We start from the raw sequence: 23,259 nt of genomic DNA, 5'->3' as shown, positions 1-23,259 counted from the left end.
ATTAAATAGTTATAACTTGATCTAAATTTGCATCTTTCAAAAGTCCATATAACATAGGGAAGCAACCTATATGTGCTCCTTTGATGATTTTATCTTCAATTTCTCTTTCATAGACACATTGATCACATGCTAATACTACCATGTCTTTCTCATCAATTAACTTTTGAATTCTTTGTCCCAAGTCGGTGTTGTCTAACAACATGAATGTATTGTCAAAAACAAAGAACATTCCTACGACTTCTGCAACATGTTCTCCAGCTTCCATTTGAGGAATAATCATATCCCTTAAAATCTTTCTGGAATTGCTTGAACTAACAACATAAGCTACTCTCATTTCAATACCTCACTATAAAATATTTTTTTGCCTACTTCAAAAGCTTTATCTAAGCTTAATCCATAGGTTGTTTCATAGTCTAATTCATTGTCTACAAAGTAATCCTTCATCTTTTTTTCATCCAGAAAAAAGTTCATTACGTTTCAGCAAGATGCTGACCAATCTTCAAACTCGTTTAAATCAACATGGATACAATGAATATCTGAACTACTTTTATAAACAATCTCCCCATTTTTTATCACTACTTTAATTGGCTCTCCACTGGTGGAACAAACGGAATCAATTTCCAAGTCCTGCCAAAATGTAAAGTAGGATCCAAGGGAGTCTATGGCACACATTGAGTAATACTCTCTTCCATCGTTAAGTGTAATGTGATGTGATGTTGGGAGTCCTGAAACAGGATACGCAAATTGTATCTCTTTGCCTTCCTCATCAAGTATAAGCTTCCTTTTTTTTATCAAACTGTCCAGCATTTTAAACTTTGAACATTTTGAAATCGGAAGTACTCCACCTTCATCTAACATCAGATTTAAAATACCTATTCTGTCTTTGCGTTCTTCAGGTGTTAAAATCTCTTCATTACATTCAACGTCTCTTATCTCAATAGATGTTTTCATTTATTTATCTTCAAAATTCACCTCCACTCCTTTCTTTTTTCTGGTTCCTGCTTCAATAAATTTATTAGATAAAAGCCCTACATATTCTTTGAATTTTTCATCCTCTGGGTTTCTCGGGCTATCTAACTCTATTTTTTCATTAAGAATAATCTCTCCATAATTTGTAGACATCAATATTACCCTGTCAGATAAATAAATTGCTTCACTTACATCATGAGTTACTATTATAACTGTTAGATTTTCTTTTCTAAATATATCAAGTAACTCATTTTGAAGACTCTGTCTCATCTCAATATCCAGGGCCCCTAAAGGCTCGTCCATTAATAGTATTTCTGGTCTAACTGCCAATGCTCTTACTAAAGCAGTCCTTTGTTTCATACCTCCAGACATTTGATGAGGGTAAAGATTTTTATGCTCTTTAAGTCTTGAAATTTCCAGTAGATAATCTAGTCTTTTTCTTTGCTCCTCTATACTCATCTTCGCCTGTTTCATTGGGAAGAGTATATTATTTTCAACAGTTTTCCAAGGATATAGGGCGTAGTTTTGAAACATAAAAGCCTTATCTGGTCCAGCTTTTGTAACCGGTTCTCCATTAAGTAGAATAACGCCACTGTCCTGTTTTTTAAATCCTGCGATTGTTGTTAGCATAGTGGTTTTTCCACAACCTGAAGGACCAAGTAAAGTTACTATCTCTCCTTCTTCAACATTAAAACTTATATCATCTAAAACTATCCTTCTACCTTGTTTTTCTTCAAATCCTTTACATATGTTTTTTACTTCTAGTTTCAACTTATATACCTCCATGCGGTAAGTTTTTTATTTAATAAAAGTAAAAACCTATCCAAAATAAATCCAATTAAAGCTGATAACATCATTAGCGCCAATAACCTATTGGTCTGCATCATTGACTGTGCTTGCATCATTTCATAACCGATACCAGCACTTGTCGCGATGAACTCCGCTCAGATAACAGACATCCAGCCTGCACCTATGGCAAGCCTTGCCCCTACAAGAATATGAGGCATGGATGCTGGGACAACAACATTGACAAATGTACTTCCTTTTGAAGCTCCCATACTCTTTGCTGCATTATAATAATCCTTGTCTATCGATGCAACTCCTGAAGATGTATTCATAATAACTTGAAACACCCCATTAAGTGCAATCATAAATAGTGTTGGTCCGTCTCCAATTCCAAGCCAAATAATTGAAAGTGGTACCCATGCCATCATAGGAATTTGTCTAAGGGAATTCACAACTCCTCCTAAGATACCTTTAAAAATTTTAGATAATCCCATTGCCATTCCAATAGGAACTCCCACAAGAACAGCTATAAGCCATCCTCTAACTACTCTTGACATTGTTATCCCAATGTTAGTCATAACCTGTTTACTTGTAATATTTGCATAAAATTCTGTAAAAGTAGATTTAGGTGTTGGCAATAATAATGGTATTCCCACTTTTGTTGAGGCAACTTGCCAAACAATCAATAATAAGATTAAAAAAGTGTATTTGTATACCTTTTGACTGAAAGATTCAGATTCCATCATTGTTTTAAATCTATTTCTTTTAATTTTACCTTCCAAATCTCATTCCTCCTTTCATCTTTTCCAAATTTAAACTCAAAATAATCTGGATTTGGATTTTTATTATAATCTAAAACCATTTTGTTATAGGCATTTAAAAACTTTTTGAACTTTTTATCGTTAATGATATTTTTATTCGCTATTAATACATTTGAACCATAATCTTTATCAGATACATTTTCAATTTGACCTACTAAATTCGAATTAATCAGTCCTATATCTATAACATATCCATCAATTTGGTTGCTTTCATAGGCGTATCCAAAACTATGTGGACTCATATATTCAATATCTACATCACCATCATATTTTTCTCTTATGAATTTTGAAAGATATTTTTTGTTATTCGTTAACCCTATTTTATTTCCATTGCTATTTTTTGTTATTAAAATATCTGTATTCTCAGTCACAGTCCCAAGCAAAATAAAATCATTATTCGTATCTATAAACTTATCTGCGGCATCAGTACATACTATAGCCACATCATAAACATTTGATTTCAATGACCATTGAGCAGTAGCCGCTCAACAATCCTGCAAATAATATGGCTCAATCTCAAAATCAAAATCGTTTTGACTTATAACTTTTTTTAAAATTGACCCTGCCATATCGTCCCCTGCACCAATCCTTAAGGTTTCGGTCTCTTCACTCTCAGGAAAAATCACTATTAGTGCTACAATACCGATTATTGCAAGGATTAAAAAAAAATTAATTAAAAAACCATTATTTTTTTTATTCATTTAAATTATCAACAGCCTGTGAAATTTCATTTCTTATATTTTTTATGCTCAATCTCGTCACTTTCTTTTTTTCATTTATAATCATAGTTCCTTGAAATACCATTCCATATTTTTTTAAAGCTTCCATGTCCTTACCTTGACTATAAATTTTTACTTCAACCTTATCTCCAAATTCTTTTGCCACATCCTTGACGTTTCTCCCTATGGAGTCACAACTTGGTCATGTATTAATAAATTCAACAAGTACCTTCTTCAATCACTCACTCCTTATAGTAATACTCTTCTATTTAACAATTATATGCAAAATAAAAAATAAGTCAAACAATTAATCAATCATCTTTTGACTTATTTTAATATGAAAATTGTAGAGATTTATTATTAAATACTACTTAAATACTCATCTAAAACTTCTTCCACCAATTCTTTTTTGTCCACTGTATTTATTTTATTTTTTAATTCCTTGGAGTTTCTAAATCCTTTCAAGTACCATGCAATGTGCTTCCTCATCTGAGTAACTGCAACTCTTTCTCCAAGGTATTCGCATTTTAAGTTGAGATGTAATTTTATTAGTTTTATCATTGTAACTATGTCAGGCTTTTCCATTCTGCTAAATAGGTATGGATTTTCCAAGGCGCCCCTTGCAAGTAATATCCCATCACAATTTGTTTTAGAAAACATATCATCTATATCTTTTGGTTTATAAACATCTCCATTACCTATTACTGGAATAGAGAGGTAATTCTTTAATTTCTTAATTGCATCCCAATCCGCTTCTCCTGAGTAAAATGCATTTCTCGTTCTTGGGTGAAGTGTCACAAATGAAACTCCAAGTTCTTCGCAAATTTTGCCAAGCTCAAGGTAGTTGATGTTGTCTTCGTCCCATCCCAGTCTAAATTTTACGCTAACTGGTTTTTCAGACGCACTCACAACTTTATCAATAACTCTCCTTGCAAGTTCTAAGTTCCTCATAAGTGCAGAACCGTCTCCATTTTTTACAATCTTTGGCGCAGGACAACCCATATTGATATCAATTCCTTGAAATCTATCGTCACTATTTAAATAATCTTTTACTATTGAAGCCATAATATCTGGATCGCTTCCAAAAATCTGTATAAATAAAAGAGTTTCATCTCCTTTGTCCATAAGTGTTTTTGTCTTTTTATCTTTATAGTATAGTCCCTTTGCAGATACCATTTCTGTAAAATTAAGTCCCGAACCAAGTTCTGATACGATTTCTCTGAATGCCCTATCAGTTATACCTGCCATTGGTGCCATAAATAGATTGTTATCCAGTTTTAATTTTCCGATTTCTAATTTATCTTTTAAAATTTCTGTCATAAATTAATCTTAAGCCTTCCATTGCAAGATCTTTGTCAATTTTATTTATATAGCTGCTGTGTTGTGAAATAAGTCCAGCAAAGCCACCAGTTCCTATTATGCTGACCTCTTTACCTTTTAAATTCTCTTCTTCTAAAATCTTTTGGATTAAAAAATCTATCATACCGATATATCCATATACGATTCCCGACTGCATACTCTCTCTTGTGGTCTTACCTATTACACTTTTTGGTTTAGTTAAGTCTATCTTTGGTAGTTTGGCTGTTCCTGTAAATAGTGCATTTGATGAAAGTTCGATACCTGGAGCAATTGCCCCTCCCATGTACTCGCCATCTTTATTTATATAGTCAACGGTTATAGCAGTACCTAAGTCGACAACTATGGTTGGTGCCTTATATTTATGATATGCACAGCTTGCAGTAACAAGCCTGTCCATTCCAACTTCTTTTTTATTTCCATATCTATTTACAATTCCTAAATCCTTCGCCATTGTAACTAAATATGGTTTTTTGTTTAAATATCTCTTGCATGAGGACTCTACACATCGTAACATGTTTGGCACTACTGATGACATTACTATGTCTTCAATATCCAAAACTTTAAATCCTCTATTTAGAAGAAAAGATTTTATTTCAAGTCCTAATTCATCCGATGTCTTTTCAACTTTTGTAGACATAACCCATTGATACACAAGTTTATCATCTTCAAATACTCCAAACTTCATATGGGTGTTTCCCACATCTATAGCTAATAAAATAATATCACTTCTTTCTTAAATTTTTACAAACTATTACCCCCTATCAAACTTATAGGGGGTAAAGTAATTTTATCATAGTTTTATTGATATCCATAAATTTTTTATTTATTTTTCTTTTTTCTCTTTATTATAGTCATCACTTCATTTTTATCTTCTATTCTGAGTGGAATTATCTGTTTCGAATTCTTAACAGCATTTGTAAGAATTTCCAAATTTTTAGTTCTATCATTATAACCCCATTTTTTTATTTGTTCCCATTTTGTAAACTTGGTGTTATAAAGAATCCCATCTTCATAGATATATATTTTTTGATATGAAATATATGCAAATCCTATTCCAGAAAGTAGATATACTAATCCAAAGTATTCTTTTGCAATCAATGTATATGCCCCTAAGAGCATTAACATCATTGCAAGAAATACGATTAAAAATCTGGACTGAGGCATATAATATGCTATCAACTTTCCTGTTGCAGATTTTTTTGCATGATATCCATAATAAATTTGTCTTAATACTACAAGTAAAATAATAATATAGAGAATATTTAAAAAATCTTTATATTTCATTTTCACTATCTCCTGAAATTTTATCTTCTATTTTTTTATCACTCATCTGTACCTTTTCTAAAAGTTCAGGTGGTTCTTCCTTAATTTTCTGATTGCTGTACTCGTTAAAAATATTTTCAAACTCTTCTGCTCTTATAGTTTCTTTTTCAAGTAAAACTTTTGCAAGTTTGTGAAGCAAATCTATATTATCTTCAAGAAGTTTCAAAGCCTTGTAGAAGGCTTCCTTTATTATTTTTCTCATCTCTTCGTCTATTTCGTAGGCAACCCTATCAGAATAATGCTTTGATTTGCCAAACTCTTTTCCAACAAATACTTCATCTGAGTCAAAGTCGTACATAATTGGCCCAAGTTTGTCACTCATACCATACTGAGTAATCATCGCTCTTGCAACTTTTGTTGCTCTTTCAATATCATTTGAAGCTCCTGTTGATATATCGTTTAAAACCAAATGTTCTGCACATCTTCCACCAAGAAGAGTTATTATTTCATGCTTCATCTCGTTTTTAGTCGTATAAGACCTGTCCTCTTCAGGTAAGAAAGATGTAAAACCTCCAGCTCTTCCCCTTGGCACTATCGTTATCATATGAACTGGGTCTGTATCTGGAAGAAGTCTTGACACAATTGCATGCCCTGCTTCGTGATAAGCTGTAAGAACTCTTTCTTTCTCAATTACGACTGCAGATTTTTTTTCAGGTCCTGCAACAACTTTGATAGTTGCTTCGTCAAATATTTTTGAAGTAATTAAAGTTTTATCTTCTCTTGCTGCAAGAAGCGCTGCTTCATTTGTTAAATTCTCCAAGTCCGCTGGTGTAAATCCTGTGGTTGACTTTGCAATATCTTCCAAATTTACATCTGGTGCAAGTTTTTTATTCTTTGTGTGAACCTTTAATATAGCTTCTCTTTCTCTTACATCTGGTATACCAATATATACTCTTCTATCGAATCTACCTGGTCTAAGTATTGCTGGATCTAAAATATCGGGTCTATTTGTTGCCGCCATAACGATTATTCCTTCATTTTTTCCAAAACCATCCATCTCTACAAGAAGTTGATTTAATGTTTGTTCTCTTTCGTCATGACCTCCACCAAGACCTGCCCCTCTCTTACGACCTACAGCATCAATTTCATCTATAAAAATAATACATGGAGAGTTCTTTTTGGCGTCTTTAAATAAATCTCTTACACGTGAAGCTCCAACACCCACATACATTTCCACAAAGTCTGAGCCGGAAATACTAAAAAACGGAACTTTTGCCTCCCCTGCAACTGCTTTTGATAGATATGTCTTTCCTGTTCCAGGAGGTCCAACTAATAGAACTCCCTTTGGGATTCTTGCTCCAATCTCAATATATTTTTTTGGATTTTTAAGGAAGTCAACTATCTCTTGAAGTTCTTCCTTTTCTTCTTTCAGACCTGCAACATCATCAAAGTTTACATTTGAACTCTCTTTATATAACTTTGCTCTGTTCTTTCCAAAATTTGCAACATTACTGCCTCCACCCTTTTGCATCTGTCCAATAAATAAATACCATGCTATAAAAATAGTAAAGGCAAAAAATAAAACATTGATTACAGTGTTCCAAATTTTGCTATTATCCTGAACTGGCCTTGCCTGAAGTTCAATATTTCCAGACTCAACCTTTTCTTTTATATAATCATCATAAAAATTTTCTGAAAGATCATCAGGTAAATAAGTTTTAAAAGTCTCTTCATTTTTTTTAGTAGTTATAATAACAGAATTCCCCTGTCTTGTAACTGTCTTTACATCATTGTCCTCAATATAGTTAATAAGTTTATTTACCGTTATTTCCTTTGAGTTGTTAAATCCCCTTGAAAATAAAGAAACCAATATTAAAAAAAATATTAAAGGACCTATATAATAAAATATACTCCCTGCTTTTCTTCTCAAAATATCCTCCTAACTATAGTACTCTTCCTTTAAAGAAGCTATAAAAGGTAAGTTTCTATGTTGTTGGCTGTAGTCAAGTCCATATCCAACAATAAATTCATCAGGTATTTCAAATCCAACAAAGTCTACATCCACATCTACAGTTCTTCTCTCTGGCTTGTCTAAAAGAGTTGCAACTGCAACAGAAGAAGCTCCTCTGTCTTTAAGATTTTTTGTTAAGTAGTTCAAAGTATTTCCAGAGTCAATTATATCTTCAACTATAAGTACATCTTTTCCTTCAATATCTTCTTCCAAGTCCTTTAATATTCTTACAATTCCTGAAGATTTTGAACTTTCTCCGTAGCTTGACACAGCCATAAAATCAATCTTCACTTCTAAGTCAAGTCTTATGATAAGGTTTGACATGAAGATAACAGCTCCTCTCAAAATCCCAACAACAAGGAGTTCATTTTTGCTATCTTTGTATCTTTCAGAAATTTCTTTAGCCATTTCGTCAAGCCTTTTATTTAATTCATCTTCTGAAATCAAAACATCTTTGATGTAATCCGCTTTCTTATTTAACATATTTTTCCTCCAATCTTATTTTTATCACAAAATCATCACTTGGGTCTACCAAGTAATTATGAGTTCTTTTTAAACCTGCAATCCATATTATATCATCTTTATACTGTAAAATAGGTATTTCATCTCGAAGATGTTTAGGAACTTTTGAATCTATGAATATATCTTTAACTTTTTTTGTAAAATTCTTTAATTTAATTTTATCTCCAGGTTTTCTACTTCTTACAACAATGCCTTCCTCCAAAAACTCTTTTGGAAAAATAGCTTCTTTTCTTTGTACTTTTATATTTTTATTCTCAACGATGTCTACTTTAATTATAAAGTCTCTAAAATTATATTTACCCTTTTCCCTTATGATAAATTCTTCTTGTTTTTTTTCATCTTTAAAAATCAAATACAAATATCCATATGCCATGTAAAGCAAGAAATTATTTATATAAAATTCTCCGCTATTTTGTATGATTATCTTTCTTATAGACTCCACATTAGTAAAAGAAATATTCTTTCTGTCCCCTTTGATACTCTCGTAGGCTTTTAGAATCAGCTTTCTTTGTATGGCTATGTGATGCTTTTCAAAGTCCTTGCAGTTTAATTTATAATAATTTCTCTCATGACTTATCAAATTAAGATTTCTTACATAATCTTCTAAAAAGTCTTCATTAGATTCAATAATTTTTGATGATCTTGTAAGAGAATCTATGAAGTTTTCATTTATTTCATTTTCAATGTATGGAATAATTACATTTCTAATTTTATTTCTCAAGTAGTCATTTTCAAAGTTGGTCTTGTCTTCTACATACGGAATTTTATTTTCCTTTAAGAATTCTAAGATTTCCCCTTTAGTAATGTCAATCAGTGGTCTTACAATATTATTGCTTTTGCTACTTATTCCAGAAAGACCAGCTCCACCAGCACCTCTTATAAGATTAATAAGTATGGTCTCTGCATCATCATTTTTATGATGCCCTACTGCAATAACTCCTTTACCAAATTCCTCTTCAAGAACTTCATGAAACTTTTCATATCTGATGCGCCTTCCAGCATCTTCCACAGATATTTTATGCTCTTTCGCATATCCATTTACATCCATGTGAAAAGAGATACATTTCACCCCAATGGAATTGGAAAAATCTTTGGAAAATTCTTCGTCCTTTACAGCCTCTTCGCCTCTTAGCTGATGGTTAATGTGAACTGCTAAGAGATTATATCCATACTCTTTCCTTAATTCATTTAAAGCATATAAAAGTAGCACCGAATCAGGGCCACCAGAAAAACCAATTACGATATTTTCTCCATCTTCTATTAAGTTGTTTTCTTTAATGTGTTTTTTTATTTTATCTATCATGTCTTTAAAAAAATAAAACCGGTACTCCCGGTTTTAATAGTTCTTTGATTTTCGATTGCCCATTTTCCTTTTGTTATCTCGGGTTCTCATCTCAACATATTTCTCGTTTGATTCTTTTAAAAACTTATTAAGCTTGTCCTCAAAAGATAAATCTTTGGTTTGTTCATCAATGTCCCAATCTATTTCCTTTGGTGCATTAACTTTCTTTTCAGCCTGTTTTATCGATAGACTTACTTTTCCATCTTTAATCGAAATCACTTTTACTTTAACTGTATCATTCACTTTTAAAAAGTCATCTACTTTTTCCACATAATCATTTGATATCTCAGATATATGTACTAAACCATTATCACCCTCAGGAAAAGAAACGAATGCACCAAATTTAGTAATACCAGTTACTTTTCCTTCCAATATCTGTCCAACAGAAATAGACATTTACTAACAAATCCTCCTAAAATATTATACTTAAAATTATACGTAAATCAGTCAAATTGTCAATATAATTTTATTTTTCCTTAACTAAATACTCCTTAGGTTTAATCATACCAAGTTTTTCTCTTGCAACCTTCTCTGCAAACTCTAAAGTTTCTCTTTTTTCATAGTCTTTTTTCAATGTAGATATCTCTTCAATTATTTCTTGTTTCTTATTTGTATAAGAATTTAATTCCTTTTCATATTCAGATATCTTAATACCCTGTTTTGCCAGTGCATAGGGAAAATAGGTAAAGGTCAATATAAAAAGAACAAAAATAAGATTACTTTTTCTTCTTTTCGAACTCCTCTTTCTTCTCATTAGTCAATCCTTTCCACCATTTCAGAAGCTTCATCTTTTCTTGGATTTTCTAAAAGTTTTAAAACTTTTACTTTTATGGCTCCAGTCCCAAAGAAAACTTCGATAACATCTCCTACAGAAACTTCATCTCCAGCTTTGCAGACCTTGTCATTAATCTTTACTCTCTTACCATCACAGGCTTCCTTTGCAACGGTTCTTCTCTTTATAATTCTTGAATTTTTTAAAAATTTATCTATACGCATAACTACCTCTTATTTAAGTATATCAAATTTTAAAGAAGTAAACATCTACTTTAAATAAAAATCATTAATTATTTTTAAACTATCTAAAAGTTCTCCCTCTATAGAAGTTTCTTCATAAAGTGGATTTACTATAACTTGTCCTTTTTCTTCCTTTGACTTTAAATCTATTTCTAAATATCCAGCAAGTCTTGAGTCGTCTTTTAACGCAAGCCTAAATAAATCTTTATCGGAAAGATTTGATTTTTTAATTTCCTTGTCAAGTATATGAGCTTGTAAAAATAATTTGCTTCCATAGTCTAATGAGGAATATTCAAAATCTGTTTTATTTTTTTCTATAATTTCTATAATCGTATTCAATAGAGTCATGTCTTCTAAGATTATATTGGCTTGTGCTTGATTCATGGAGAAATCAAAGTCTTTCTTTGCAATTGTAAATAAGCCAGCGTTCTTTGCCGCTTTTATTCCCACAAAAGAATCTTCAACCGCTATGCAGTTATCTTTATTTAATCCAAGACCTTCCATTGCCTTTAAATATATTTCACTGTCTGGTTTTGGATTTTCTACCTTATCTCCACCAATTATAAAATCAAAGTAATCCTTAATTCCTGTCTGTTCTATGGCTTGTGTAATTGTCCTCATGGAAGAAGATGATGCAAGGGCAAGTTTTAATCCTCTGCTTTTTAGCTTTGGTAAAGTTTCACAAACATAGGGAAAGAGTATTGTTTTATAATCTATATTTTCTCCCATATAACTTTTTCTAAATCGCTTCATAAAGTCCTTATGATCAAAGTCTTCTTCATAATAATAAGCAATTACATCTCTTGAAGCTTTTCCAGAAAGTCCAACAATCTTCTTAAAATCTTCTCTATCAACCTTTTTACCATCGGATTCAATAAGGCGGATAAGTGCGTTGTAATAGTATATTTCACTATTAATAAGCACTCCGTCCATATCAAAAATAACCCCTTTAATCATTACCTATAAATTCTCCTCATAATCAGAAATTATCTTCAATCTGTTTTCGTGTCTACCGCCTTCGTATTCTGCATTTAAATATTCTGAGACTATCATCTTTGCAACTTCCAAACCTACAACTCTTCCACCAAGTGAAATTATATTTGCATTGTTGTGAATCTTTGCCATCTTTGCAGAATAAACTTCATTTGTCACAGCACATCTTATTCCCTTAACCTTGTTTGCAGCAATTGAAATTCCAATTCCAGTACCACAAAGTATAATTCCACAATCAAAATTACCATTAGCTACTTCTTTTGCAACTTCAATTCCAATGTTAGGATAGTCTGCTTTTTCTCCAAGCTCAACACCAAAATCTGTAACATCGTGTCCCAATTCTTTAATATATTCTATCAATTCAATTCTTAACTCTGCGCCACCATGGTCGCTTCCCATTGCTATTCTCATTAAATCCTCCTATAAAACTCTTGCTGATCCTTTATATACAGAACCAGATGATGAGTCTACCGTTACAATCATTTCCTCTTTTAAAATAGACATAGCATCTTTTGCTCCTATTACTGTAGGCTTTTTGAAATGTAGTGCGAGTATTGCACCATGTGATGTCAATCCCCCTTCTTCTATAACGACAGCTCCTGCTTTCTCAAAGAAAGGTACAATCTCTTTGTCTACAGAACTTGTAACTAAAATATCTCCATCTTTAAACTTATTTAATAGTTCTTTTTCAGTATTTCCCTTTTTAACAAGACCAATTACAGATTGTCTACCTATTCCCTGTCCACTAACTACAACTTCACCAATTGTGTGAACCTTTATTAAGTTAGTAGTACCTCCAATGCCTGCAGGCACTCCAGCAGTAATAACTATTAAATCTCCTTCTTTTACAAGATTTTTTTCAAGGGCTGCTTTAATGGATTTATCTATAACTTCATCTGTGCTATCACACATTTCTGATATTACAGGATATACTCCCCAAGATAGTGCAAGCTTACGCATAACCGATTCATCGTAAGTTGCTGCTATAATTTGCATATTTGGTCTTAGTCTTGAAACTGCCCTTGAAGTTGAGCCTGTTGTTGTAGCTGTTAATATAGCGGAAGCACCAAGTTGTTCAGAAAGGTCCTTTGTAGCATGACTTATGGAACTTGTTGTGTATCCATCGACCCATGTTGCCCTTACCTTTGTACTATCTTTGAAATCTTTGGAATTTTCAGTTGAAATGGCAATTTCGCTCATAACTTTGACCGCTTCTACTGGATAGGAACCTGCTGCAGTTTCTCCCGAAAGCATTATAGCGTCTGATCCATCTATAATAGCATTTGCTACGTCTGTTACTTCAGCTCTTGTAGGTCTTGGGTTTCTTATCATAGAGTCTAACATCTGTGTAGCAGTTATAACTGGTTTACCTGTAATGTTAGCCTTTCTTATTATTTCTTTTTGAACCAGTGGCATTACTTCTGTTCTTGTTTCAACGCCAAGGTCTCCCCTTGCAACCATAATCCCATCGGAAGCATTTATAATCTCAATTAAGTTATCAACGCCTTCTTGAGATTCTATCTTAGATATGATTTGAACATCACTCCCACCGTTTTCTTCAAGAATTTTTCTTATATTTATTACATCATCTGCTTTTCTAATGAAAGATGCTGCTACAAAATCTATACCATTTTCAATTCCAAACACCAAATCACCATAGTCTTTTTCAGTTATAGATGGTAGATTTATCTTTGCTCCAGGTACATTTACACCCTTTCTACTCTTCAATATTCCATAGTTTAAAACTTCAGTTACTATGTCTGTATCAGTTATATCAACTATCTTTAAATCAACCAAACCATCATCTATAAGAATATGTCCACCTATATGCACATCTTTTGGAAGATCTTTATAGGAAACTGAAACTTGACTTTGATCTCCAAGAACCTCCCTTGTTGTTAAAGTGAATTTATCTCCAATAGATAGTTGAATTTGCTCTACTGAAAAATCTCCAAGTCTAATCTCTGGACCTTTTGTGTCAAGCATTATTGCAACTGGAAGATTTAGTTCTTCTCTCGCTTGCTTTATGTTTTTTATTCTTTGTAAATGTTCTTCATGATTACCATGGGAGAAATTTAATCTACATACATTCATTCCCAAAAGCATCAACTCTTTTAATGTTTCTAAGCTCTCTGATGCAGGTCCTATTGTACATACAATCTTTGTCTTCTTCATAAAATCCTCCTGATTTTAAATAGATATTTCCTGTGCCATATCATATAGCTCTTCATTCAAAACATGAGGGGTTTCAATAGCTTTATCGAGCTCAACAGCTATTATTTCTCCATCCTTATGCGCCATTGCAAGTGCAGATTGCCCATCAATAAGAAGTTTTACTGCACGATTTCCCATTTCACTACCAAGAAGTCTGTCGTGAGGGCTTGGTGAACCTCCTCTTTGAACATGACCCAATATTGTAACCTTTGTGTCAACTTCCGTTATCTCTTCTATTTTTTCTTTTAACACATATGGTCTTCCTACTCCCTCAGCCATAACTATAATATGATGTAATTTACCCCTTTTTCTGCCTCTTTTTATCTTATTCATAATGGATTCTAAATCAAGTGGCTTTTCAGGTATAACTATACTTTCAGCCCCTGATGCAACACCTGCATAAAGCGCCAAATCTCCACAACGTCTTCCCATTACTTCAACTATATTTGCCCTTCCATGGGAAGAGGAAGTGTCTCTTAGCTTGCTTACAGCTTCTGTAACTGTGTTTACAGCAGTGTAAAAACCTATAGTTGAATCAGTATATCCCATATCGTTGTCAATAGTGCATGGGATACCTATAACTTTAACTCCCATATCACTAAGTACTTTTGCACCTTTAAAAGAGCCATCTCCTCCTAATATCACAAGTCCATCTATTCCAAAATCCTTTAAAATTTGAAAAGCTTGTTTTTGACCCTTTTCCGTTTGAAACTCTTCTGACCTTGCAGAACCAAGAATAGTTCCACCTCTTTGTATAATATCCGCGACTGATGACACATTCATTTCATAAATGTCACCATTTATAAGACCGTCATATCCAAATCTAATTCCCATTATTCTAAGACCATTAAATATGGCAGTTCTCGCCACCGCTCTAATGGCAGCATTCATTCCTGGAGCATCTCCTCCACTGGTTAAAATGGCAATTGTCTTCATATACACCTCTAAATAATTCTTATGTTTTTACTTCCCAGTATTGATTTAAGTTCATTCAATACCTCTTTATCTTCAAGATTTACATTATATTCTTCGTTGAACATAAATCCTGTATTTGTTTTTTTAAAAAATAGTTTCACCCTGGAATTTCCTTGTTTACCCTTAAGCAAGTTCTTTACAAGTTCAACTTTTTCTTTTTCATTTCCTCTCTCAAAAGTTAGTTCAAGTGACTTCTCGTTATTGATATCCTTTGTAACTTCCTTATACTGTCTGAAAATATCTTCAGTGTTTCCTATTTTTTCTACAAGAATATCTCCTTCACCTTTTTCATTTATACTTACCCTTCCGATGATATTTACTATTCTATCTTCTTCAATTAAATCTTTATAATCTGAATAGGCCTTAGGAAAAATTACAAGGGGTATAGTTCCATAAAGATCTTCAAGTATTGCAGTAGCCATTGGAGAGTGAGTTTTCCTTGTGTAGTGTTTCGTAACTTGATTTAGCACACCAGAAACTACGACTGTCTTGTTATCCCAGTTCTCTTCTGCATTTTGATTTTCAGAGTCCAACTCTAAACTTGAGAACTCCTGAGTCTTTAAAATATACTCTTCATATTCCCTTAGTGGATGGTCTGAAAGATATATTCCTAAAACTTCCTTTTCCATCTTTAAGAGTTCTTTTTTAGGATATTCTTTTACATTATATAAACTATTTTTTTCATCTTCAACTTTAGAGCTAAAATCATCAAATAAACTTGATTGCCCTGGCACATTTGTCCTTTTGTCCTTAAGAACAGAATCTATAACCATAGAACATTCCATCATAAGAGAGTTTCTGTTTTCAGAAATAGCTGAGAATGCTCCTGCTTTTATTAAACATTCTACCGCTCTTTTATTTAGGGCTTGAGAATTTTTTGAAGCTACCCTCTCAACAAAATCTCTAAAGCTCTTAAACTCTCCACTATCTTCTCTAACTTGAACAATTGTATCTATTAGTCCTGTTCCAACATTTTTTATCGCTGAAAGTCCAAATCTTATATCATCTTTTTCAACTGAAAACTTTTTATAACTTCTATTTACATCTGGAGGTAAAATCTTTATCTTAAGTCTTTTACACTCTTGAATGTACTGGGATACTTTTTTACTATCTCCCATTATTGAAGATAGAAGTGCCGCCATAAATTCAACTGGGTAATAATACTTTAACCACGCCGTCCTCATTGCTACAAGAGAATAGGCTGCAGAGTGAGATTTATTAAAGGCATATTTTGCAAAGTCAATCATAAGATCATATATTTTGTTTGCTATGTTCTCATCAACACCTCGTCTTATGGCGCCGTCTATAATAATATTATCCTCTTTGTCTTTTAAACCGTAGATAAAGTTTACCCTTTCTTTTTCCATTACATCCATCTTCTTTTTACCCATTGCCCTGCGAAGATTATCAGCTGCTCCAAGGGAATAGCCTGCTAGCTTTTGAACTATTTGCATAACTTGTTCTTGGTAGACAATTGTTCCATAAGTTACGTTTAGTATTGGTTTTAAAAGTGGATGTAAATATTCTATGTGTTCTGGATTGTTTTTATTTTTAATATAGTTTGGAATCTCATTCATCGGTCCTGGTCTAAAAAGTGAGTTTGCCGCAATAAGGTCATCAAAAACCGTTGGCTTTAACTCGGACAAAAAGTTTCTCATACCAGGTGATTCAAACTGAAATATTCCTAAAGTCTCTGCACTTGAAAAAAGTTTTAATACCTTCTTATCGTTTACGTCAATTTTGTTTATATCAACTTCAACATTTCTGTTTTTCTTAATCAGCTTAATAGTATCATCTATAACCGTTAGAGTCCTCAGCCCTAAGAAATCCATTTTCAAAAGACCCAGTTCTTCAAGTTCCGTCATATTAAACTGTGTTATGATAGAATCTTTGTTTTTGGCAAGAGGGACATATTCTACTATAGGCTCTTTTGAAATAACAACACCTGCCGCATGGGTAGAAGTATGCCTTGGCATTCCTTCAAGATCATTTGCAACATCCACAAGTTTTTTTATCTCCTCAGAACTATTGTATATAGTTTTAAACTCTTCGCTTGTATCCAAAGCTTTCTCAATGGTTATATTTAGCTCGTTAGGTACGTTTTTAGCAACCTTGTCCACTAAATTTAAAGGAAGCCCCATAACACGACCTACATCTCTAATACAGCCTCTTGCACCCATGGTTCCAAAAGTAACTATCTGTGCAACTTTATTCTCTCCGTACTTTTCGACAACATAGTCAATAACCTCTTCTCTTCTCTCATAACAGAAATCTATATCAATATCGGGCATGGATACCCTCTCTGGATTTAAAAATCTTTCAAAGAGCAAATCATACTTAATCGGATCTATATCGGTAATTCCAAGGGCGAAACTCACGATGGAACCTGCTGCAGATCCCCTTCCTGGTCCAACTGGAATATTTTTACTCTTAGCAAATCTTATAAAGTCAGAAACTATTAAAAAATAATCAACATATCCCATATTTTCAATTGTATTTAGTTCAAACTCAAGTCTTTCTTTAATAACTTCGTCTACTTGGTTGTATCTTTTTTCTATACCAGTCCATGTGAGCTTTCTTAAATAATCCTTGTTAGTGTAACCCTCAGGAACTTTAAAATAAGGTAAGTGCATATGTTCAAAATCAAGTGTAACATTACATCTTTGAGCTACCTCAACTGTGTTTTCTAAATATTCTGGATTATTAAAAAGTTCACTCATTTCTTCTGGAGAACGCAAATAAAATTCTCCTGGTGCATAGTGCATGTTCTCGCTATTAGTGTCGTCTAATGTTTGTCCTGTTTGAACACATAGAAGCACCTTATGATTTTTCCAATCTTCTTTTTTTATATAGTGAACATCATTTGTCCCACAAATTGGAATACCAAGTTCTTCTGAAATTTGCTTCATTCCATTTAGAACAATTTCATCTTCTTTCATTCCATGATTTTGAACTTCTAAGAAAAAATTTCCCTTTCCAAATATATCTTCAAGTTCCATGGCAGCTTTTTTTGCCGATTCATAATTGTTATTAACAAGTTTTTCAGAAACTTCTCCCTTTAAACATGCCGATAGACAAATTAATCCCTCACTATATTTTCTAAGGACATCCTTATCAACTCTCGGTTTATAATAAAAACCATTTAAGTAACCAAGTGATACTATTTTCATCAGATTTTTATATCCAGTATTATTTTCAGCAAGTAGTATAAGATGATTATAATTTTTATTTTGAGGACTCTTGTCCATATAATTTTTATTGACTGTGTATACTTCGCAACCTATTATAGGTTTTAAGTCTCTTTTTTTAGCTTCTTTATAAAATTCAACTACACCGAACATACATCCATGGTCCGTTATAGCACAACTTTTCATTCCCAATTCCTTAACTCTATCAAGTAGTTTGGGTATGGGACTAAAACCATCGAGCAAACTATATCCTGTATGAACATGTAGATGAGTAAATAAATTATCCATGTCTTTCCACTCCTGAATAAATTGTATCATATGCTAAAAGATTTCTTAAATTTAAAGAGCTAATTAAAAGTAAAAAAGAAACTGTTCACTTTACTCTCAAAACCAAACAATTTCTTAAAAAAAATATGGTACCAAGCCTTAGCTCAGTACCATTAATTATTGGTAATTACTTTAATTCTACAGTAGCTCCAAGTTCTTCTAATTGAGATTTCATTTCTTCTGCTTCTGCCTTAGCTACGCCTTCTTTAAGAGTCTTAGGAGCTCCGTCAACTAATTCCTTAGCATCCTTTAATCCAAGACCAAGTAAGTCTTTAACAACTTTGATAATCTTAATCTTTTGGCTTCCTGCTGATTCTAATACTACGTCGAATTCAGATTTTTCTTCTGCTGCGCCAGCTTCTCCGCCTGCTGCAACTACTCCACCCATAACTACTGGTGCTGAAGCTGATACTCCGAATTTTTCTTCTGCTTCTTTAACTAAATCATTTAATTCAAGAACTGACATGTTCTCAATTGCTTCTAATATTTGTTGAATATCCATTCTATACCTCCAATTTAATTTTAATTTATTCTGCAGTAACTTCTTCTGCTTCTTGTGCTGGACCTTCTTCTGATCCTTCTTCTTTCTTCTTAGCTATAGCATCTATCAAGTATACGAAGTTAGATACTGGAGCCTTTAAGCTTCCAAGTAACTTACCAATAAGAACTTCTTTTGTAGGTATAGATGCCAATTCTTTAACACCTTCCACATCAAGGAATTTTTCATCAATATAGCCTGCTTTGATTTCTAAGTTTTCATGATCTTTTGCAAAATCATTAGCAATTCTCGCAGCTGCAGTTTCTTCCTTCATGCTGAATGCTATTGCATTTGGACCGTTTAAATGTTCTAGTATAGAATCATGTCCAAGATTTTTAAATGCAATATTCATCATTGTGTTCTTATATACTTTGTAAACTACATCTTCATTTCTAAATTTTTCTCTTAGTTCTGTTAACTCTTCAACATTTAATCCTCTATAGTCAACTAAAACTATCGCTTTAGAATCTTCAATGTTCTTAGTAATTTCAGATACTACTGATTCTTTTTGCTGTAAAACGTGATCTTTCAAAAAATTTCACCTCCACTACTGTTTGTTGCCAAAAATATTTGATATAAAAAAATCTTTCTACCTAATAAGGCAGAAAGATATATATTTCAATCTTATCCACCTCGGTAGGAAATTAAGTTTTTTACACCTACTGTCTTTGGCAGTATTTAATTACCTTGTATATTATGACAGATGTTTTTTAATCTGTCAAGCTTTTTATTCTTCTTCCTCTTCTTTTTCTTCTGTTTCGTCAACAGTAGGAACATCAGCTGCATCAACTTCTTCTTCCTCTTCTTCTATAACTTCTTCTCTTGGTTCAGATAGAATTGCAACTGGTTCATCAGCTTCTTCAAATAGTTCAATCTTATCATTTCCATAAATATCTAAATCAGCAACTGTTAATGTATCACCAATTTTCATATTTTCTACATTAACAATAGCATCTGAAGGGATATCTGCAGGAAGACATTCTACTTCAATTTCATTTAATAGTTGCATCAATACTGATGGTTGTTCGTGAATATTGTCTCTTCCTTCGCAAACAACTGGAACAACAACTCTCATCTTAGTATTCATGTCAACACCAACGAAGTCAACGTGAACATATTGGTTCTTGAAAGGATGTTTTTGAACGTCTTTTATAAGAGCCTTTCTTTCCTTACCTTCAATTTCCAAAGTAACAAGGTTAGAAGTACCTGCTGAAAGGTATAATTTTTCTAAATCTTGTTCTTCAAAAACTAAGTTTATATTTTCTTCTCCCTTTTGATAAATAACGCCTGGAACCTTCTTTTCTGCTCTTAACTTATCAACTTTATTTTTTCCTGTACCCATTCTCACTTGGGCATTAATTCTAAAATCTGTCATGCTTACCTCCATATAAAATATTAAGACTTTAACAATAATAACACAATTATGCCTGGAATGCCAAATATTCCTGCAACTATTGCATTTAAAAATGTCAAATCTAATGTTATACCAAAAATTCCACCTATAAAATTGAAAATAATCAGTAACAATATGCCTGAGATGCTATTAATAATTAACTTACCAAAAGCCTTTATGGAAAATCCTAAGATTCCAAAAAACAGCATCATAAGGACTACAGCTATAATAATTGTAACAATCTCCATAATATCACCAATTAATATTCATTGTCTTCATTTGAGTTGTCATCATTATTTTGATCGTTATCGTTATTATAATTATTATCTGTTCTATTTTCTTCATTTGAATCATCTTGATAATCATTGTTGTCATTTGAATTATCATTTGAATTGTCATTCGAATTATCATTATTCAAATTAGAATTATCAGAATTGTTATTTTCATCATTATCTTGATTATCGTCGTTTTGATTGTTTAATGTACTTAGATTGTTTTCATTACTTACTTTAGCAAGACCTAAATACTCTTCTAAGCACAAATTGTTTCTATGCATCTCATCGGCAACAGTTGGATCTACAAATCTGATATGCCATGGCTCAAACTTTCTTCCTGTCACATTTTCTTTGTCTTTTGGATATCTGATTATAAATCCGTACTTATGTGCATTTTCAACTAACCATTTATATTCTTTGCTCTCTCCAAAGTTTTCATTGTATTTGTTTTCGTAATCTTCTCCAACAACATCAAATGCAAGTCCTGTTTGGTGTTCACTCTTTCCTGGGTCAACTTGTGAGCCATCTGCCATATATTCTCCAAAAGCAGACTCTCCATCAGTGTAACCATTTGTCTTTTGTTGTTCAAAACTTCTAAAGTCACTTGCAATCTTGATGATTACACCATCATTTTTAGCTTTTCTTGCCATGATATCAAAATTAGTTTTTGCCTGAACATTCATTCCTGGTTGGAAGTCCTCTGGAAGACTATATTGATCATTTACAACAAGTATTCCTTTAATAACTTTCAATTGATCTTGGTTGTTTACTGTTGAAAGGTTTGAGCTTTCAATGTATCCATCAATACCATTGTATCTAACCTTGTTAAAACCATCTGTAACTCCATAATTTTCAAGGTATTCTCCAGCCGCGATTTCCCCAAGTTCTGTAGATGAAGTATTGCTTTCTTGATAATACTTAGCAGCTTTTGTAACCAATACAAATCCTTTAAGGCTTGTAGTTTCATTGCTGTTAATAGTTTCTACAATGTTAGAAGATTCTGAAGAAGCTACATTTCCCTTGTTTTTTGCATCAAGAACCGACTTGATTAAAAGAGCAAGAATTATCACAACTAAAATAGATATACCTATTGTAATCATTCTGGTCTTTTTTTGTTTTTCCTGTCTTTTTTTCATAGCGATATGTTGAAGTCTACGTCTCTCTTTTTCAATGGCTTGAGCATCCATTTTTATGGTGTGATCTCTAAAGTCCTGATTCTTTTCATCAGAAGTATTTCTATTTGAAGAATTTCTTCTGCTTCTATAGTCTTCAGTTCTTTGAGCTCTCTGTCTGGATTCTTCATCTCTGGTGGAATTTCTATTTTTTAATCCGTCCACACCTTCATCTAAGAAACTGTATTTTTCATTAATATCTTTAAAACTCTTTCTTCTCTTAGACATTTTTCTCTCCTTTTAAAACATCAGAATATATTTTTAATAAATCTCTTATACTTGCCTCTTTTGAAAAGTTCAAGTTAACATACTCTCTGATTTCCAACTTGTTAAATCCTTTTATATTATTATACATTAATTCCATCTTATTTGCTAAGTCTAAAGCATTGTTTTTTTCTGCCACCACACCATTAAAGCTCTTAATAAAGTGTTCCGATCCACCATTATTTACAGTTATAACAGGTAAGCCACTGGACATCGCCTCAATATACACCTTTCCATAGGTTTCATGTCGAGATGCCAATATGAAAAGGTCTGACTTATTATACTCTTCATTAATTTCATTTAAACTCTTATGTCCCATCAAAAATATTTTATTTTCCATTCCTTTATCATAGATTAATTTAAGTAATTTTTCCTTTTCAGGACCCTGTCCAAATATTTTTAATGTGGCGTTCTTATCTTTAAACACATTTGCAAAGGCTTCAATAACTTCAAAATGTCCCTTGTCCTCTATTAAATTTCCCGTTGACACCACATGAAATACATCTTCATCAAAATTATAATTTTTTAAAGTAAAAGCATTTGTATCAACTACAGTTGGAGAGACTATAGGAACTACTCCAAAGTTTTTTTTCATAACATTTTTAAAGTATGGACTTCCTACAATAAGCCTATCACAATTATTATATACATAGTCTCCAATTATTCTCTTCTCCCTTGAAATTTCATTAATATCTTTCTTATTCACATGAGAAGAGTGTTCGGAAATTATAATTGGAATACTTATATTTTCATCTCTAATCACTTTTACAAAAGGATAGGAATGATTTAAAAAATGTGAATGCAAAATTTCAGTTTTCTTTTCTTTTTCCAAGATGGCATGAAGGTGTTTTTTTAAAATAGCTGTCCCATATTTCATTTGAGTAAGTTCATTAAAATTACCAACTGGGACACTGATGTTATAATATCTTATCCCGTTGTACTCCCCTTCACTATATCCCCATTTTCTCCATCGTCTTAGTGATCTTAAATCCAGTGACACCATATATACATCAATTCCCGCTTCTTTTAAAGCTTTAGCATATTCAAATTGATGTATGCCATACATTGGAGTCTTGGAGTTTGGAATACCTTGAGTTGCCATCAATACTTTCAT

The 23,259-nt window shown here is 32.5% G+C and carries 27 protein-coding genes and 1 other annotated feature; all 27 genes read right to left on the bottom strand.

Annotated features, from left to right (window positions below; translation table 11 throughout):
* Position 1 precedes the first annotated feature (1 nt).
* Positions 2–334 carry a DsrE-related protein SaoD gene (saoD, locus tag BN2746_RS03440; protein WP_055078433.1) on the bottom strand — a complete coding sequence of 111 codons (333 nt, stop codon included), beginning with the start codon at positions 332–334 and terminating at the stop codon, positions 2–4.
* Positions 331–951 (bottom strand): MerB-like organometallic lyase SaoL, encoded by a 621-nt coding sequence (gene saoL / locus BN2746_RS03435; protein WP_350297496.1) that lies wholly within the window; start codon positions 949–951, stop codon positions 331–333. The genes saoD and saoL overlap by 4 nt, the downstream gene beginning before the upstream one ends.
* Complete coding sequence (gene saoA, locus BN2746_RS03430) at positions 952–1,740, bottom strand: ABC transporter ATP-binding protein SaoA (RefSeq protein WP_148445334.1); 789 nt, start codon at positions 1,738–1,740, stop codon at positions 952–954.
* Positions 1,737–2,501: an ABC transporter permease subunit SaoP gene (saoP, locus tag BN2746_RS03425; RefSeq protein WP_404803076.1), complete on the bottom strand. Its 765-nt coding sequence runs from the start codon at positions 2,499–2,501 to the stop codon at positions 1,737–1,739. The genes saoA and saoP overlap by 4 nt, the downstream gene beginning before the upstream one ends.
* A complete protein-coding gene (locus tag BN2746_RS03420) occupies positions 2,498–3,040 on the bottom strand; it encodes a hypothetical protein (protein ID WP_055078430.1) in 543 nt (180 codons plus the stop codon). The genes saoP and BN2746_RS03420 overlap by 4 nt, the downstream gene beginning before the upstream one ends.
* A gap of 21 nt (positions 3,041–3,061) precedes the next feature.
* Positions 3,062–3,277, bottom strand: a complete 216-nt coding sequence (locus tag BN2746_RS03415) for a hypothetical protein (protein ID WP_055078429.1) — start codon at positions 3,275–3,277, stop codon at positions 3,062–3,064.
* Positions 3,270–3,533, bottom strand: a complete 264-nt coding sequence (gene saoT / locus BN2746_RS03410) for a thioredoxin-like (seleno)protein SaoT (protein ID WP_317133678.1) — start codon at positions 3,531–3,533, stop codon at positions 3,270–3,272. Before saoT ends, BN2746_RS03415 begins: the two co-directional genes overlap by 8 nt.
* Before the next feature lie 122 nt (positions 3,534–3,655).
* Entirely contained in the window at positions 3,656–4,615 is a 960-nt protein-coding gene (dusB, locus tag BN2746_RS03405) for a tRNA dihydrouridine synthase DusB (RefSeq protein WP_077064910.1), read from the bottom strand.
* Positions 4,593–5,360, bottom strand: coding sequence for a type III pantothenate kinase (locus BN2746_RS03400; RefSeq protein ID WP_268909016.1), 768 nt, complete (start codon positions 5,358–5,360; stop codon positions 4,593–4,595). Before BN2746_RS03400 ends, dusB begins: the two co-directional genes overlap by 23 nt.
* Positions 5,361–5,473: 113 nt before the next feature.
* Positions 5,474–5,938 (bottom strand): DUF5673 domain-containing protein, encoded by a 465-nt coding sequence (locus BN2746_RS03395; RefSeq protein WP_055078427.1) that lies wholly within the window; start codon positions 5,936–5,938, stop codon positions 5,474–5,476.
* Positions 5,928–7,847 (bottom strand): ATP-dependent zinc metalloprotease FtsH, encoded by a 1,920-nt coding sequence (gene ftsH / locus BN2746_RS03390; protein WP_055078426.1) that lies wholly within the window; start codon positions 7,845–7,847, stop codon positions 5,928–5,930. Before ftsH ends, BN2746_RS03395 begins: the two co-directional genes overlap by 11 nt.
* Positions 7,848–7,856: 9 nt before the next feature.
* Positions 7,857–8,411 carry a hypoxanthine phosphoribosyltransferase gene (hpt, locus tag BN2746_RS03385; RefSeq protein ID WP_055078425.1) on the bottom strand — a complete coding sequence of 185 codons (555 nt, stop codon included), beginning with the start codon at positions 8,409–8,411 and terminating at the stop codon, positions 7,857–7,859.
* Positions 8,401–9,753, bottom strand: coding sequence for a tRNA lysidine(34) synthetase TilS (gene tilS / locus BN2746_RS03380; protein ID WP_055078424.1), 1,353 nt, complete (start codon positions 9,751–9,753; stop codon positions 8,401–8,403). The genes hpt and tilS overlap by 11 nt, the downstream gene beginning before the upstream one ends.
* Positions 9,754–9,786: 33 nt before the next feature.
* Positions 9,787–10,188: a S1 RNA-binding domain-containing protein gene (locus BN2746_RS03375; protein ID WP_055078423.1), complete on the bottom strand. Its 402-nt coding sequence runs from the start codon at positions 10,186–10,188 to the stop codon at positions 9,787–9,789.
* A gap of 70 nt (positions 10,189–10,258) precedes the next feature.
* Entirely contained in the window at positions 10,259–10,546 is a 288-nt protein-coding gene (locus BN2746_RS03370; protein WP_055078422.1) for an FtsB family cell division protein, read from the bottom strand.
* Positions 10,546–10,788 (bottom strand): RNA-binding S4 domain-containing protein, encoded by a 243-nt coding sequence (locus BN2746_RS03365; RefSeq protein WP_055078421.1) that lies wholly within the window; start codon positions 10,786–10,788, stop codon positions 10,546–10,548. Before BN2746_RS03365 ends, BN2746_RS03370 begins: the two co-directional genes overlap by 1 nt.
* Before the next feature lie 45 nt (positions 10,789–10,833).
* Positions 10,834–11,763 (bottom strand): HAD family hydrolase, encoded by a 930-nt coding sequence (locus BN2746_RS03360; protein WP_055078420.1) that lies wholly within the window; start codon positions 11,761–11,763, stop codon positions 10,834–10,836.
* A 3-nt stretch (positions 11,764–11,766) separates the two neighbouring features.
* Entirely contained in the window at positions 11,767–12,210 is a 444-nt protein-coding gene (gene rpiB / locus BN2746_RS03355; protein ID WP_055078419.1) for a ribose 5-phosphate isomerase B, read from the bottom strand.
* A gap of 9 nt (positions 12,211–12,219) precedes the next feature.
* Positions 12,220–13,974 carry a pyruvate kinase gene (gene pyk / locus BN2746_RS03350; protein ID WP_055078418.1) on the bottom strand — a complete coding sequence of 585 codons (1,755 nt, stop codon included), beginning with the start codon at positions 13,972–13,974 and terminating at the stop codon, positions 12,220–12,222.
* A gap of 15 nt (positions 13,975–13,989) precedes the next feature.
* Entirely contained in the window at positions 13,990–14,949 is a 960-nt protein-coding gene (gene pfkA, locus BN2746_RS03345) for a 6-phosphofructokinase (protein ID WP_055078417.1), read from the bottom strand.
* 8 nt (positions 14,950–14,957) lie between these two features.
* Entirely contained in the window at positions 14,958–18,464 is a 3,507-nt protein-coding gene (locus BN2746_RS03340) for a DNA polymerase III subunit alpha (protein ID WP_055078416.1), read from the bottom strand.
* Positions 18,465–18,630: 166 nt separating this feature from the next.
* The gene (gene rplL / locus BN2746_RS03335) at positions 18,631–19,005 is read right to left on the bottom strand and encodes a 50S ribosomal protein L7/L12 (RefSeq protein WP_055078415.1); all 375 of its coding nucleotides are present in this window, start codon (positions 19,003–19,005) and stop codon (positions 18,631–18,633) included.
* A gap of 25 nt (positions 19,006–19,030) precedes the next feature.
* Positions 19,031–19,573 carry a 50S ribosomal protein L10 gene (gene rplJ / locus BN2746_RS03330; RefSeq protein ID WP_055078414.1) on the bottom strand — a complete coding sequence of 181 codons (543 nt, stop codon included), beginning with the start codon at positions 19,571–19,573 and terminating at the stop codon, positions 19,031–19,033.
* 37 nt (positions 19,574–19,610) lie between these two features.
* Positions 19,611–19,731: a sequence feature (ribosomal protein L10 leader region), on the bottom strand.
* A gap of 37 nt (positions 19,732–19,768) precedes the next feature.
* Complete coding sequence (locus tag BN2746_RS03325) at positions 19,769–20,416, bottom strand: 50S ribosomal protein L25 (RefSeq protein ID WP_055078413.1); 648 nt, start codon at positions 20,414–20,416, stop codon at positions 19,769–19,771.
* 20 nt (positions 20,417–20,436) lie between these two features.
* Complete coding sequence (locus tag BN2746_RS03320; RefSeq protein ID WP_055078412.1) at positions 20,437–20,682, bottom strand: pro-sigmaK processing inhibitor BofA family protein; 246 nt, start codon at positions 20,680–20,682, stop codon at positions 20,437–20,439.
* A gap of 11 nt (positions 20,683–20,693) precedes the next feature.
* Positions 20,694–22,109, bottom strand: a complete 1,416-nt coding sequence (locus tag BN2746_RS03315) for a D-alanyl-D-alanine carboxypeptidase family protein (protein WP_055078411.1) — start codon at positions 22,107–22,109, stop codon at positions 20,694–20,696.
* Positions 22,102–23,259 (bottom strand): glycosyltransferase, encoded by a 1,158-nt coding sequence (locus tag BN2746_RS03310; RefSeq protein ID WP_055078410.1) that lies wholly within the window; start codon positions 23,257–23,259, stop codon positions 22,102–22,104. The genes BN2746_RS03315 and BN2746_RS03310 overlap by 8 nt, the downstream gene beginning before the upstream one ends.

The sequence above is a fragment of the Lagierella massiliensis genome (assembly GCF_001407835.1).
Taxonomy (GTDB): Bacteria; Bacillota; Clostridia; order Tissierellales; family Peptoniphilaceae; genus Mediannikoviicoccus; species Mediannikoviicoccus massiliensis.
This window is presented reverse-complemented; position numbering and strand designations above follow the sequence as displayed.

Coding starts and splice junctions, on each gene's coding strand:
- saoD (WP_055078433.1), bottom strand. CDS start 334: ATGAGAGTAGCTTATGTTGTTAGTTCAAGCAATTCCAGAAAGATTTTA.
- BN2746_RS03415 (WP_055078429.1), bottom strand. CDS start 3,277: ATGAATAAAAAAAATAATGGTTTTTTAATTAATTTTTTTTTAATCCTT.
- dusB (WP_077064910.1), bottom strand. CDS start 4,615: ATGACAGAAATTTTAAAAGATAAATTAGAAATCGGAAAATTAAAACTG.
- BN2746_RS03395 (WP_055078427.1), bottom strand. CDS start 5,938: ATGAAATATAAAGATTTTTTAAATATTCTCTATATTATTATTTTACTT.
- hpt (WP_055078425.1), bottom strand. CDS start 8,411: ATGTTAAATAAGAAAGCGGATTACATCAAAGATGTTTTGATTTCAGAA.
- tilS (WP_055078424.1), bottom strand. CDS start 9,753: ATGATAGATAAAATAAAAAAACACATTAAAGAAAACAACTTAATAGAA.
- BN2746_RS03375 (WP_055078423.1), bottom strand. CDS start 10,188: ATGTCTATTTCTGTTGGACAGATATTGGAAGGAAAAGTAACTGGTATT.
- BN2746_RS03370 (WP_055078422.1), bottom strand. CDS start 10,546: ATGAGAAGAAAGAGGAGTTCGAAAAGAAGAAAAAGTAATCTTATTTTT.
- BN2746_RS03365 (WP_055078421.1), bottom strand. CDS start 10,788: ATGCGTATAGATAAATTTTTAAAAAATTCAAGAATTATAAAGAGAAGA.
- BN2746_RS03360 (WP_055078420.1), bottom strand. CDS start 11,763: ATGATTAAAGGGGTTATTTTTGATATGGACGGAGTGCTTATTAATAGT.
- rpiB (WP_055078419.1), bottom strand. CDS start 12,210: ATGAGAATAGCAATGGGAAGCGACCATGGTGGCGCAGAGTTAAGAATT.
- pyk (WP_055078418.1), bottom strand. CDS start 13,974: ATGAAGAAGACAAAGATTGTATGTACAATAGGACCTGCATCAGAGAGC.
- pfkA (WP_055078417.1), bottom strand. CDS start 14,949: ATGAAGACAATTGCCATTTTAACCAGTGGAGGAGATGCTCCAGGAATG.
- BN2746_RS03340 (WP_055078416.1), bottom strand. CDS start 18,464: ATGGATAATTTATTTACTCATCTACATGTTCATACAGGATATAGTTTG.
- rplL (WP_055078415.1), bottom strand. CDS start 19,005: ATGGATATTCAACAAATATTAGAAGCAATTGAGAACATGTCAGTTCTT.
- BN2746_RS03325 (WP_055078413.1), bottom strand. CDS start 20,416: ATGACAGATTTTAGAATTAATGCCCAAGTGAGAATGGGTACAGGAAAA.
- BN2746_RS03320 (WP_055078412.1), bottom strand. CDS start 20,682: ATGGAGATTGTTACAATTATTATAGCTGTAGTCCTTATGATGCTGTTT.
- BN2746_RS03315 (WP_055078411.1), bottom strand. CDS start 22,109: ATGTCTAAGAGAAGAAAGAGTTTTAAAGATATTAATGAAAAATACAGT.
- BN2746_RS03310 (WP_055078410.1), bottom strand. CDS start 23,259: ATGAAAGTATTGATGGCAACTCAAGGTATTCCAAACTCCAAGACTCCA.